This is a genomic window from Nocardioides sp. NPDC004968, assembly GCF_040608935.1.
Taxonomy (GTDB): Bacteria; Actinomycetota; Actinomycetes; order Propionibacteriales; family Nocardioidaceae; genus Nocardioides.
Genome location: NZ_JBEXJF010000036.1, coordinates 1 through 12,226, shown reverse-complemented (window position 1 = coordinate 12,226; position 12,226 = coordinate 1). Strand labels below are relative to the sequence as shown.

Below are 12,226 nucleotides of genomic sequence, written 5' to 3'. Positions count from 1 at the left end.
TCAGCCTCAGGCGGCCCGGTCCCCGGCGCGCCACTCCCGCGGGGTGACGCCGTAGGCCCGGCGGAAGGCCCGGGTGAAGGTGAGCGGGTCGTTGAACCCGCAGACGTACGCGACGGCGCCGATGCCGCCCGGAGGCTGCCGCGCCGCCGAGAGCAGCTCGGCTGCGACGGCGAGGCGTACGGAGCGGAGATAGGCGGCCGGTGAGCTGCCGGACTCCTCGAAGACCTGGTAGAGCCGCCGCCGAGAGACACCGTGGCGACGGGCAACCTCGTCCATGGTCAGCGCGCGGTCCCCGGCATGGTCACGCAGGTGCTGGCGCACGGTGTGGCGCAGCCCGGCGGTGGTGTGCGGGGTGACCGGGGCGCTGGTGAACGCGGAGTGGATCATCACCGCCGCCAGGTCACGGACCACGGTCGCCACCTCGGCGGGACTCTCCGCCTCGGGCAGTGCGGCCGCGAAGGAGAAGAGGGCGCGCGCGGCCGGCGCCTCCTGGACGCGGGGGAGCGCGACCCGGTCCGCGGCCTCGCCGAGCATCCCGCTCGGCAGCCGCATCGAGGAGCGGGAGACCTGGACGAGCAGCTGCTGCTGGTGCGGCGCGGAGTAGTCCACGAGATAGGGGGCATCGACGCGGTAGACCGACACCGACCCGGGACGTACGGCGACCGTCCGGGAGCCGGAGGAGACCGTGCCGGTGCTGGAGCGCTGCAGCGACAGGTGCAGGTCGTCTCCGCCGGCGCCACGGGCGAGCCGGGCGGTGCGGGTGGAGCTGTGGCCCGAGGAGGTCGCGAGCGCGACCGCGATGCCGTCGTCGAGCTGGGTGTGCTCCATCCGGCCGGTGAACCCGGGCTCGATGTCGTTGCAGGCGAGAGGCACGAAGCAGTTGCTCACGACCGACTGCCAGGCGTCGGCGCTGTCGACCTCGACCACCGCGCTCATCTCGTCCTCCTCCCGGGGTCTGACAGAAGCCTACGGAACGTGATGCCGGTCACGCCCGGATCCGCCCGGCGCCGTGCACAAATCGTCGGTTCAGGCGACGGCGACCAGCCGTAGCGTCGACGCGGCGGCGGCCACCAGAGGCTGTCGTCGCACGAGCCAGATTGTCTCGGGCATCGCTTCGACCAGACGAGGGAGTGGAATGGGTTTCTTCGACCAGGGCCAGTGGACCGGCAGGGCGTACGTCGGGGGCTGGGTGAGGCTGAGCGGGACGCTGGAGGTGTCTGCGCCGGCGACCGGCGACGTGATCGCCACGGTCGCGTCCGGAGAGGCCGCCGACGTGGACCAGGCGGTGAGCCTGGGAGTCGAGGCACAGCGGGAGTGGGCGGCCCGGCCGGCCGAGGTGCGCGCCGAGGTGATGCGCCGGGCCGCTGCGATCCTGGCCGAGCACCAGGACCTGCTGGTCGACTGGCTTGTCCGCGAGGCCGGATCCGGGCAGGGCAAGGCCACCTTCGAGGCCGGGCTGGTCGCCGCCGAGCTGCACCAGGCCGCTGCGACCGCGCTGATGCCCTACGGCCAGCTGCTCCAGTCCTCGCACCCGCGGCTGAGCGTCGCGCGGCGTCGCCCGGTCGGCGTCGTCGGCGTCATCTCGCCGTTCAACTTCCCGGCGATCCTGGCCGCCCGCTCGGTCCTCCCGGCGCTCGCGCTGGGCAACGCCGTGGTCCTCAAGCCCGACCCGCGCACGAGCATCGGCGGCGGGCTGTTCCTCGCCGCGCTCTTGGAGGAGGCCGGGCTCCCGGCCGGGCTGCTGGCCGTCGTCCCCGGACGCGTCGAGGCCGGAAAGGCGCTGGTCGAGCATCCGGAGGTGCCGGTCATCTCCTTCACCGGCTCGACCGAGGCCGGCCGGATCATCGGGGAGCGCGCCGGGCGCCTGCTCAAGCGGGCCCATCTCGAGCTCGGCGGCAACAACGCCATGATCGTGCTGCCCGGCGTCGACATCACCGCCGCGGCCTCCGCCGGCGCCTGGGGCTCCTTCCTGCACCAGGGCCAGATCTGCATGACCACGGGCCGTCACCTGGTCCACGCCGACATCTACGACGAGTACGTCGCGACCCTGGCCGCCAAGGCCGCCGGGATCCCGGTGGGCGACCCGACCAGCGGCGTACCTCTGGGTCCGGTCATCGACGCGGGGCAGCGCGACAAGGTGCACGCCCTGGTCACGGGGTCGATCGCGGCCGGCGCGAGGCTCGAGACGGGCGGGACGTACGACGGCCTCTTCTACCAGCCGACGGTGCTGTCGGCGGTGACCCCGGAGCATCCCGCGTTCGCCGAGGAGATCTTCGGGCCGGTCGCGCCGGTGACCCGGTTCGACACCATGGACGAGGCGATCGAGCTGGTCCGCCGCAGCGACTACGGCCTCTCGGTCGGTGTCCTCACCACGGATCCGTTCGCGGGCTACGAGCTCGCCGACCGGATCCCCAGCGGGATCGTGCACGTCAACGACCAGACCGTCGACGACGAGGCCCAGGCGCCCTTCGGCGGCGTCGGCGAGTCCGGCACGGGCGCGCGGTTCGGCGGCCACGAGGCCAACATCGACGCCTTCACCGAGACCCAGTGGGTCACGGTGCAGTCGCAGATCCAGGCGTACCCCTTCTGAACCCTCTCGGGCCCCACGCAGATCCATCCGATCCACCTGATCCACCTGAGACGAGGACGACGACGCATGATGAGAACGAAGCGGATGTACGCGGCGCTGGCCGCCGGAGCGCTGCTGCTCGCCGGCTGCGGAAGCGAGAGCGGCGGCGGAGGCGGCGCGAGCACCGAGGCCGACGTCGAGGCTGCGCAGGCCTACCTGGAGCCGTGGAACGGCGAGGGTGAGAAGAGCCAGCTGATCGACGAGCCGCTCTCCAAGCCGATCGCCGAGGGCACCGAGGTCGTCTACCTCGACGTCGGCACCCCGGTGAGCGCGGTGATGTGGAGCAACCTGCAGGCGCCGGCGAAGCTGCTCGGCCTGAAGCTGGAGCGGGTCGAGGTCGGCCGGGACGCGCAGAGCATCAACGCCGCGATGAACACGGTGGTCGAGAAGAACCCCGACGGCGTCATCAACATCACCCTGGACCCGGTCTTCTTCGAGTCGCAGACGAAGGCGCTGGCGGAGAAGGGCATCCCGATCGCCTCCGGGTCGGTGATGAACACCGTCGAGCACGGTCTGCCCGAGGCGTTCAACGGTCCGGACTGGATGAAGGCCAACGGCGCCGCGCTGGCCGCAGCCGCGGTGGTGCGCTCGGAGGGTGCGAGCGAGTACGTCTTCTACAACGTGCCCGAGTTCCCGTTCTCACCGCTGGAGCTGGAGGGTGCGAAGGCGAAGATGAAGGAGCTCTGCCCCGACTGCACGCTGCGCACCGTCGACATCCCGATCGCCGAGCTGGGCTCCACGGCGGCCGACCGGGTGGTCAGCGACCTGCAGGCCAACCCGGACACCGAGTACTTCATCGCCGCCGTCGACGAGGTCCAGATCGGTCTGCCGCAGAAGCTGAAGCTGGCCGGCATCGAGACGCAGGGCATCGGGATGTGGACCTCGCCGCCCAACTACGAGCAGATCGGCTCCGGCGACCAGGACGCGACCCTCTCGGTCGACCTCAGCCTGATGATGTGGACGGTCCTGGACCAGCTGCTGCGGGAGATGAACGGCGACGCGTACGAGTGGCCCTCGACCGAGGTGCGTGCCTCGACCCTGACCCGGGTGACCGACGCCGAGAACCTCCCGGAAGATGCCACTGTCGGCTACCAGGCCGTCGAGGACCTCGAGGCGCTCTTCGCCAAGACCTGGCTGGTCGACTGAGTGATGTCAGCCGATGAGTCGGGAGGTGACCCGCTGCTGCGGGTCACCTCCCTGGTGAAGGACTTTCCGGGCCTACGGGCGCTCGACGACGTCTCGCTCGAGGTGCGCAGCGGCGAGGTGGTGGCCGTGCTCGGCCACAACGGTTCCGGGAAGTCGACCCTGGTCAAGGTCCTCGCAGGCCGCTATCTGGCCGACGACGGCTCCGTCGAGCTGCCCGCTTCGGGTGGCGAGGAGGCAGCCGAGCTGCACTTCATCCATCAGGATCTCGCGCTGGTGGGCGCGCTGACCGCGGTCGAGAACCTGAACCTGATCGGCTCGGCCCGACTGCGCCCCCATGACAGTCGGGCCGAGCGCCGCCGGGCCGTCGAGCTCGTCTCGCGGTTCGGGGAGGCGTTCGACGTCACCGTTCCGGTCGCGTCCCTGACGCCCGGGCAGCGTGCGATCGTCGCGATCGCCCGCGCCCTGGACGGCTGGACGCACCCGCGCAACGTGCTCGTCCTCGACGAGCCCACCGAGTCGCTCCACGGTGCCGAGGTGGAGGTCCTCTTCTCGGCGGTCCGCGGTCTCGCGGCCGACGGTGCAGGGGTCATGTTCATCTCGCACCGCCTCGACGAGGTCCTGGCGCTCGCCGACCGGGTCGTGGTGCTGCGTGACGGACGAGTCGTCGCCGCCGAGCCGGTCGACGGCCTCGACCACGACCGGCTCGTCGAGCTCATCACCGGCGCCACCCCGGCGGAGATCGAGTCGCATCAGCCCCACGATGTCCGCGGCGACCCGGTCCTCAGCGTCCGCGGCCTACGCGGCGGTGCCATCGAGCACCTCGACCTCGACCTGCACCCGGGCGAGATCGTCGGCGTCGCCGGCGTGCTCGGCTCGGGCAGGGAGGCGGTGCCGTCGCTGCTCTTCGGTGCGGTGCCGTCCCACGCGGGGAGCTTCACCGTCGGCGGAGCCGTCGTCCTGGCACCGACCCCGGCGACCAGCATCCGGCGCAAGGTCGCCTTCGTCCCGGGCGACCGCGCCCGGCACGGTTCCACCGCCCAGATGAGTGCCCGGGAGAACCTCACGCTGCCGCAGATGCGTACCGTCCGAGGTACGGGCGGGGCGATCAGCAACCGTCGCGAGCGGGCGGAGGCGGAGCGCCGGCTGGCGGCGTACGACGTACGTCCGCATCGCACCGAGCAGCGGTTCGGCCTGTTCAGCGGGGGCAACCAGCAGAAGATCGTGCTGGCCCGGTGGCTGCGCGACGACCCGCTGATCCTGCTTCTCGACGAGCCGACCCAGGGCGTCGACATCGGCGCCAAGACCACCATCTACGACGCGGTCGGGCAGGCCGCGGCCAACGGGACCGCGGTGCTGGTGAGCTCCTCGGACACCAAGGAGCTGCTGCGAATCTGCGACCGCGTGCTCGTCCTGCGAGACGGCCGTCTCGTCGCCGAGCTGGCCGGCGAGGCGCTCACCGAGCACCGCCTGCTCGTCGAGGGCTATGGCCTGACGCCCGACAACCCCGAGATCCAGAAGGACCAAGGACCATCGTGAACCTGCGCGCACTCTCCTTCCGCAACATCAGCGCCGTCTACATCTTCGTGGTGATGTTCGTCGTCTTCTCGATCTGGATCCCGGACCGGTTCCTCCAGATCGGCGTGTGGCGCTCGATCCTCGACGCCGAGGCGCTCACCGGGCTGGCCGCTCTCGCCGCACTGATCCCGCTGGTCACCGGCTCGCTCAACCTGGCGATCGGGGCGCAGGTCGGCTTCACCGCGATCCTGTCGGCCTGGCTGCTGGCGAAGGCGGGGCTGCCGATAGTGATCCAGCTCCCGCTGGTGCTCGTGGTCGGCGCGCTGATCGGCTGGGTCACCGCGGTCGTCATCACCAGACTGCGGGTCGAGCCGATCGTGGCGACCCTGGCGATGAGCTCGATCCTGCTCGCCGGGATGGCGTGGGTCTCCGGCAGCCAGCAGATCCTCGACCTCGGTCCCTCCTACCGGACGCTGGCCACGACGCAGTGGGCGGGCGTGACGGTGCCGGTCTACATCCTGTTCGCGGTGGCCCTGGTGAGCTGGTACGTGCTCGAGCGCACCCCCATCGGGCGCCGGATGTACGCCTCCGGGTTCAACCCCGACTCCGCCCGGCTCGCCGGGGTCGGCGTGACCCGGATCCAGACCCGCGCCCTGATGGCCGGTGGCGCGATCGCCGCGCTGGCCGGTGCGCTCCTCACCAGCCGCCTCAATGCCGGCGACCCGACCGTCGGCCCGAGCTTCCTGCTCCCTGCTCTGACCGCGGTGTTCCTGGGGTCTACCCAGTTCCGGGGCGGACGGTTCAACGTGTGGGGCACCCTGGTGGCGATGTACGTGCTCGCCGTCGGCATCAAGGGTCTTCAGCTCGGCGGCTCACCGCGCTGGGTCAACGACCTCTTCTACGGCGTCGCGCTCATCCTCGCCGTTGCACTCTCCCAGTGGGAGACCCGTGGCCGGATGCTCTGGCGCGGCCGCCGGAGGTCGGACCCCGAGGAGCCCGCGGAGGCCGAGCCGAAGGTCACGACCCCGGCCGGACACTCCTGATCCGGGACAGCGCGAAGGAACGTACGTCCTCCTCGACCCGGGCCGCGAGAGAGCCGCCGTCGATCCCCAGCGGCTCGACGCGCGCCTCGCCGGCGACCCCGCGGCCGTCGACGTAGGAGATCACGACCTGCTCCCCGGCATCGATGGCCTCGTGGAGGATCGCCATGGTGGAGGCCGGCTCGGCGGGGGACGGGCGGGAGGACGCGGTCTCGTCGCCCGCCTTGATCCTGGCCGCCACCGCGGTCGCACGCGCGGCGAGGTGGGCCGCCTGGGCGCCGGCCGGACGCGCGCCGTTGCGGGCCTTGGCGCGCTTGGCGTCGGGGCGCGCGACGTGGATGGATCCGTCGGGTGCCTCGACGACCGGGGCCAGACCCAGCTCGCGCAGCCGGGGGAGGAGCGAGTCGAGCGCGACGGTGCTGACGACCACCGTCGGCGCCAGCCGCCGCAGCCCGAGGGACTCGGCCGCAGGGTGGGCCAGCAGTTCGGCCAGAGCCGCCTCGTCGTCGCTGCGCAGGTAGGCGGCGGCGAACCCGACCCGGACCGTCCCGAAAGTACGCGCAGTGTCGTCGACCAGGTAGGTCAGCGCCTGCGGGACGGGGGTGCGGGAGGCGGCGGTCAGGAACGAGTGGATCTCGGTGGCGGTCCAGCCGCGGTCCATGGCCCGGCGCACCGACTCCTTGGTGAACCGGTAGACCGTCGCCCCGCCGTGCGACTCCACCGTGGCCACCACGGCGAGGGTGCGGGCGAGCGCGGGCTCCAGCGGCCCCGGCGCGACCGCGGTCAGGTCGCCCTGGAGCAGCACGTGGTCGACCGGCTCCGGCAGCAGCCCGGCCAGGGTCGGGACCGGGTCCTCGCCGGCCACCAGCAGCCGACCGTACGCAGCCAGCCCGCCGAGCGCGGCGAGCCCGAGCGTCTCGGCCTCGGTCAGCGTCCAGTCCACCAGCGACTCGCGGGACTCGGTGCGGGTGCGCGGCCGGCGCGGCCGCTCCCAGGCGAGGCGGGTGACGATCGCGGCCGGTCCGCTTCCCGCGGCGAGGACCTCGCCGTCCGGGAGGGCGGCCAACAGGCCCAGGGTCTGTCGCCGCGTCGCCACGGCCGAGGCCCCGGCCAGATCGGGGGCCAGCGCGTTCCAGGTCTTCCCGGCGGGGTCGCGCTGGCCGACGAGCCCGGGTAGGCGCGGCGAGGCCAGCCAGGCGCCGGCGACGTGCGACCAGCGGGCCGCCAGGGGCTGCTGGAGCCACTGGTCGAAGAGCTCGGTCGGCATCCAGGACGGATCGCCCTCCTCGTCGGTGCCCAGCGCGAGCAGTCCTGAGGCCCAGGCGACCTCGATCAGCAACGCCGCCGTGGGCTCGCTGGCATGGAGCCGCTCGGCGGTCGTCTTCAGGTCCCGGACCGTCAGCCCCGCCCCGCCGCGCAGCGACCGGGGTGGCGTGGCGCTCCAGGCGTCGAGGAGCAGCTCGAGGTTGCGTACGAGCTCGAAGGCGGCGCCCGCGGCCGCCCGGTCGACCAGCGTGGACGCCCGCGACGAGGTCGGCAGGGGCGGCGGGACGTCGACGGGGGCGACCGTCGTCCGCCCGCCCCGCAGCGCGAGCCCGACCTCTCCGGGGAGAGTCAGCATGCCGTCGCCCGAGGAGACCAGCAGCCCGTGGGCGATGAGCTCCTCGGCCGGTCCGGCCGCCTCGGCCACGGATACGCCCGGGCGCGCGCGGGAGGAGGAGGCCTGCCCGCCGCCGGCGTCGACGGCCTCCAGCATCGCGCGTGCCTCGGCGGAGACAGCCGGCAGGCTGCGTACGACTTCTCCCTGGTCAGCGGCGAACGGCTGCAGCCCGGAGGTGCCGGGTGAGCCCCGCAGCAGGGCCGCGACACCGGTCACCGCGCGCAGGCCGTCGAGGGAGTGCCACACCAGGCAGGTGTCCTCCAGATGAGAAAGTGCCCGTGTCGCGGCGTCCACTTCAGCGTTCAGCATGGAAGATAAGTGGGCTTTGGTGGTTTGATTCGCGAGGACCACGGCATCAAGCACGATCAGCTCGAGATGGTTAAGGTCATCCATCGCGTAGTGCAAGGATGTGCGAGTGGCTGCTCGGGCGGCGAGTTGGCCGGAGTCATGAGGGGACGGCGTGGCGAGATCAGGACGAGCAAGAAGCAGGCGTGAGATGCGCTCTGTGGGCCAAGAGCGCAACTGGTCTGCGAGTGAGCGGAAGCCTGTGTCCATCGGCATCACGCTATCCCGGCAGGCCTAGGGGGCGAGATGTCCAGGAAATTAGTGATCGCGCACGGGGCCGCGACAGATGTCGGCCAGGTGCGGAAGGTCAACGAGGACTCCCATGTGGCCGAGCCACCGGTCTTCGTCGTCGCGGACGGTATGGGCGGCCACGACGGTGGTGACATCGCCAGCGAGATGGTGATCCAGGAGTTCGCCAAGCTAGGTGGCACCCATTACGCGTCCGAGTCCGGCAGCCAGGCGATGGTCGAGGCGCTCCAGGCGGCCCAGGACCGGATCGTGGCCTTCGCGCTCGAGCAGCGCTCGCGCGGGGCCTCGGACTACCAGTCCGGCACCACCTGCGCCGCGGCTCTCATCGCCGACGGCGGAAGCAGCCCGTTGTGGATCCTGCTCAACGTCGGCGACTCGCGGATCTACCGATACTTCGACGGCACGCTGAGCCAGCTCAGCCGCGACCACAGCCTGGTCCAGGAGCTGGTCGACTCGGGGCAGATCACGCGTGAGCAGGCCGAGCACCACCCGGAGCGCAACGTGGTGACCAGGGCGCTGGGCGGGATGGCCCCGGCGGTCCCGGACATCTTCCAGGTGACTCTGCCCGTGGGCGCCCGGCTGATGCTGTGCTCCGACGGCGTGAGCGGGATGATCTCGGATTCTGAGATCGCCGACATCCTCGCGGCGGAGGACACCGATGCCCGCGACACGGCCGAGAAGCTCGTCGCCGCCGCGGTCGAGGCGGGTGGCCGGGACAACGCCACCGCGATCGTGGTCGATGTGATGGGATTGACCGAGGAGAACCCGTATGACTCGGAGCAACAAAGGGTGAGTATGGAGCAGAAGCTAGGAGTGCTGCCATGAGTGAGCCAGCAACCATCGCAAGCACGTCCTACATGCCGGGCACTTGGTTCGGCATCATCGGTGAGAGCGCCACGGTGCTGCTCCCGCCCTCGGAGAAGAGCCGTGCGGGCGCGCTGTGGGCGCTCGTCGACGACGGTGCCGGGTTCGACGAGGTGCTCGACGCGCTCGTCGCGACCGGGCTGAGCTCGTTGCCGGGCTTCGTCCTCATCTCCGGGGACGTGACGCCTGACGGCGGCAGCGTACGCACGGTCGTGCGCGGCCCGTCCGTGGTCTCGTTCGAGGCCGGCGAAGGCACCGTCGAGGTCGACGGATCGTCGTCGAAGACGTGGGTCGAGCGCACCCTCGAGGGTGTCACCAGGATGTCCGTCTCGCTCGGCGAGGAGGGCGCGACCGGCGAGCCGATGACGGCGCTCGGTGGCCTGCTGCGGGTCTCGGGTCTCGAGGTTCCGCCGCCGGTCCCGGAGTCCGCCCAGGACGACTCGCCGGAGAGCCGCGCCGGTTTCGTCGCTGCCCCGGTGGCCGTCGAGGAGGGCCCCGAGGAGAGCGTCGACGAGCCGGCCCCGGGTGACCCGCTCACCGATCCTCTTCCCGAGGACAGCTACGCCGACTCCGCCGACGACCTGGACTCCGCCGAGGAGCAGGGTCTCGACGAGGACGAGCCGGTAGCGGCTCCGCCCTCCCTCTCGGTCGTTCCGCCGATCCCGGTCTCGGGTGATCTCCCCGGTCTCGGGGCGGACGCTGAGTCGGACTCCGGCTCGGAGGCAGACCTCGGCCCGGACTCCGACTTCGACGCGGACTCCGACGCGGACGAGCCGATCTCGGTCAACCGTGGCGACGAGTCCGGCGAGGCGTCGGCGCCGCGTCACGACGACCTGACCGAGCCGACCGAGGCGTTCGAGATGCCGGCCGCCTCCCAGGACGCCGACGACCAGGACTTCCCGGAGCCGGCTACCGGCAGCTACGAGGACGACTACGCCAGCGACGAGCACGCTGCTGCCGTGGCTTCCTCCTTCGGTCCCTCCGCGGTCTCCCCGGAGCCCGTGTCCGACATGGACGTCGCCTCCGACGCCGAGACCGAGGTTCTTCCGGCCGTCGACGAGCAGCCCTACGACGAACCGGAGTCTTACGACGAGCCCGAGTCCTACGACGAGCCCGAGTCCGCCCCGGCGCCCGGCTTCGGCCCGCCGTCGATGCCGCCTCCGCCGCCGCTGACGACGCCTCCGCCGCCTCCGGTGGACGCGCCGGTCGAGGGTCTGATCGATTCAGCGCCGAGCGAGGCGCCGATCGAGGCACCGGCCTTCGACGGCCCGCCCGTCGACGCTCCGGTGACCGACATCCCTCCGGCACCCCCGGCCCCTCCGGCGTTCCCGGCCCCGCCCGCGCCGCCGGCTCCGCCCGTGGCGCCGATCCCCGAGACCCACGACGAGCCGGTCTGGGAGGAGCCCAACCCCGATGAGGACGACCACGACGGTCTGACCCGCATCGGCGTCGGCGAGGACCTCAACGCCGGGCTCGCCGGGATCCCCGGCCAGCCCGAGGCCCCGAAGGTGACCGCCTACCCGGTCGCGCGCCTGGAGTTCTCCAGCGGTGACCGCGTCGAGGTCGACCGGGTCGTCCTGGTCGGTCGCGCCCCCGAGGCGAGCCGGTTCACGCCCACAGAGCAGCCGATGCTGGTGACCGTGCCGAGTCCCCACCAGGAGATCTCCTCGACCCACTGCGAGATCCGTCCCGGTGCCGGTGTCGACCACGGCGCAGCGGTGGTCACCGACCTCGGCTCGACCAACGGCACCGTGCTGGTCCAGCCCGGTCTCGGCCCGGAGGACCTGCGCCCCGGCGTACCCGTCCAGCTCATGCCGGGTGCCGTCATCGACCTCGGTGACAGTCTGACGATCCGGGTGACCAACCCATGATCAAGCGGCTCTCGCTCATGTCGCCGGCCACCTTGGAGGCGGCGGCATGAGCGTGGCCGGCCTGCCGGCTCCAACCGTCGAGGCCGCGATCGCGGAGCCGGACCGTCGGTTCTACGCCTTCGCCATCGACCGGGTGATCGCGTGGGCGATCTTCGCCGCGGCCGGGTTCGCCGCTTGGCTGATCTTCTTCCGCAACGACAACCCGCTTCCCGGCGTCGGCCTGATCGTCAGCGTGGTGCTGGCGGTCTGGCTGGTCGGCACCGTACTCACCGGCTCCGGGGGCAAGACCCCCGGGAAGATGGCCCTCGGGCTCCGCGTGGTCAGCGATGACTCCGGAGCCGCGGGCCGTCCCATCGGCGTCGGCAAGGCGTTCGTACGCCAGGCCCTGCTCGGCCTCTGCACGATCCCGACGCTCGGCATCGGCACCGCCACCTTCGCCTGGGTCGCCGCGATGGACGACCGCGGCCGTCGCCAGGGGTGGCATGACCGCCGTGCGGGCTCGGTCGTGGTCGACGTACGTCCTCCAGCGATCGTCGAGGCCGAGGAAGAGGCCCCGGCGCCGCGCCGCATCGTCAACCTGACCACCATGCGCCTGAAGCAGGCCGAGGCGACCCCGGAGCCGGCCGAGCGGCCGCAGACTCCCGCCGCCCCGACCCAGAGCGCCGCTCAGGCCGAGGCTCAGGCGGCCCCGACCCTGGTCCCGGCCCCGATCGCCCGTCAGGCTCCGCCGGCCCCCGTGCCGCCGACGCCCACGCCGCCCGCTCCGCCCGCGCCGCCCGCGCCGCCCGCGCCGCCGGTCGCTTCGGCAGCGACGTACGTCACGTAGCACCCCGCCTCGACGACGGCGTCGTCGCCCAGCGAGATGCCGATGCCGGAGTTGGCACCGAGCAGGCAGCGCTGGCCGATG

9 protein-coding genes and 1 pseudogene are annotated in these 12,226 nt (G+C 72.1%); 7 read left to right on the top strand and 3 right to left on the bottom strand.

Features of this window, described 5'->3' with window-relative positions; translation table 11 throughout:
- Positions 1-6: 6 nt before the first annotated feature.
- Positions 7-936 (bottom strand): AraC family transcriptional regulator, encoded by a 930-nt coding sequence (locus ABZU72_RS23560; protein ID WP_355021213.1) that lies wholly within the window; start codon positions 934-936, stop codon positions 7-9.
- 199 nt (positions 937-1,135) lie between these two features.
- Here ABZU72_RS23560 and ABZU72_RS23555 point away from each other — a divergent pair, with 199 nt between their 5' ends.
- From ABZU72_RS23555 to ABZU72_RS23540, 4 genes are all read left to right on the top strand, one after another.
- Positions 1,136-2,590, top strand: coding sequence for an aldehyde dehydrogenase family protein (locus tag ABZU72_RS23555; protein WP_355021212.1), 1,455 nt, complete (start codon positions 1,136-1,138; stop codon positions 2,588-2,590).
- A 66-nt stretch (positions 2,591-2,656) separates the two neighbouring features.
- Positions 2,657-3,775: a substrate-binding domain-containing protein gene (locus ABZU72_RS23550; protein ID WP_355021211.1), complete on the top strand. Its 1,119-nt coding sequence runs from the start codon at positions 2,657-2,659 to the stop codon at positions 3,773-3,775.
- A 3-nt stretch (positions 3,776-3,778) separates the two neighbouring features.
- Complete coding sequence (locus tag ABZU72_RS23545; protein WP_355021210.1) at positions 3,779-5,311, top strand: sugar ABC transporter ATP-binding protein; 1,533 nt, start codon at positions 3,779-3,781, stop codon at positions 5,309-5,311.
- Complete coding sequence (locus tag ABZU72_RS23540) at positions 5,308-6,333, top strand: ABC transporter permease (protein WP_355021209.1); 1,026 nt, start codon at positions 5,308-5,310, stop codon at positions 6,331-6,333. Before ABZU72_RS23545 ends, ABZU72_RS23540 begins: the two co-directional genes overlap by 4 nt.
- On the opposite strand, the gene ABZU72_RS23535 is transcribed toward ABZU72_RS23540, so the two are convergent.
- On the bottom strand, positions 6,308-8,299 hold the full coding sequence (locus ABZU72_RS23535; RefSeq protein ID WP_355021208.1) for a helicase-associated domain-containing protein: 1,992 nt from the start codon (positions 8,297-8,299) through the stop codon (positions 6,308-6,310). The two genes, ABZU72_RS23540 and ABZU72_RS23535, sit on opposite strands and share 26 nt — an antisense overlap.
- A 282-nt stretch (positions 8,300-8,581) precedes the next feature.
- Between ABZU72_RS23535 and ABZU72_RS23530 the strand changes: the two genes are divergently transcribed.
- Genes ABZU72_RS23530 through ABZU72_RS23520 form a run of 3 tightly spaced genes read left to right on the top strand, consistent with a single transcriptional unit; the run spans position 8,582 to position 12,145 of the window.
- Positions 8,582-9,409, top strand: coding sequence for a protein phosphatase 2C domain-containing protein (locus ABZU72_RS23530; protein ID WP_355021207.1), 828 nt, complete (start codon positions 8,582-8,584; stop codon positions 9,407-9,409).
- Positions 9,406-11,319 carry an FHA domain-containing protein gene (locus tag ABZU72_RS23525; RefSeq protein ID WP_355021206.1) on the top strand — a complete coding sequence of 638 codons (1,914 nt, stop codon included), beginning with the start codon at positions 9,406-9,408 and terminating at the stop codon, positions 11,317-11,319. Before ABZU72_RS23530 ends, ABZU72_RS23525 begins: the two co-directional genes overlap by 4 nt.
- A gap of 46 nt (positions 11,320-11,365) precedes the next feature.
- Positions 11,366-12,145, top strand: coding sequence for an RDD family protein (locus ABZU72_RS23520; RefSeq protein ID WP_355021205.1), 780 nt, complete (start codon positions 11,366-11,368; stop codon positions 12,143-12,145).
- On the opposite strand, the pseudogene ABZU72_RS23515 reads toward ABZU72_RS23520, so the two are convergent.
- A pseudogene (locus ABZU72_RS23515) lies at positions 12,136-12,226 on the bottom strand (DapH/DapD/GlmU-related protein); the annotation flags it as partial. The gene ABZU72_RS23520 and the pseudogene ABZU72_RS23515 sit on opposite strands and share 10 nt — an antisense overlap.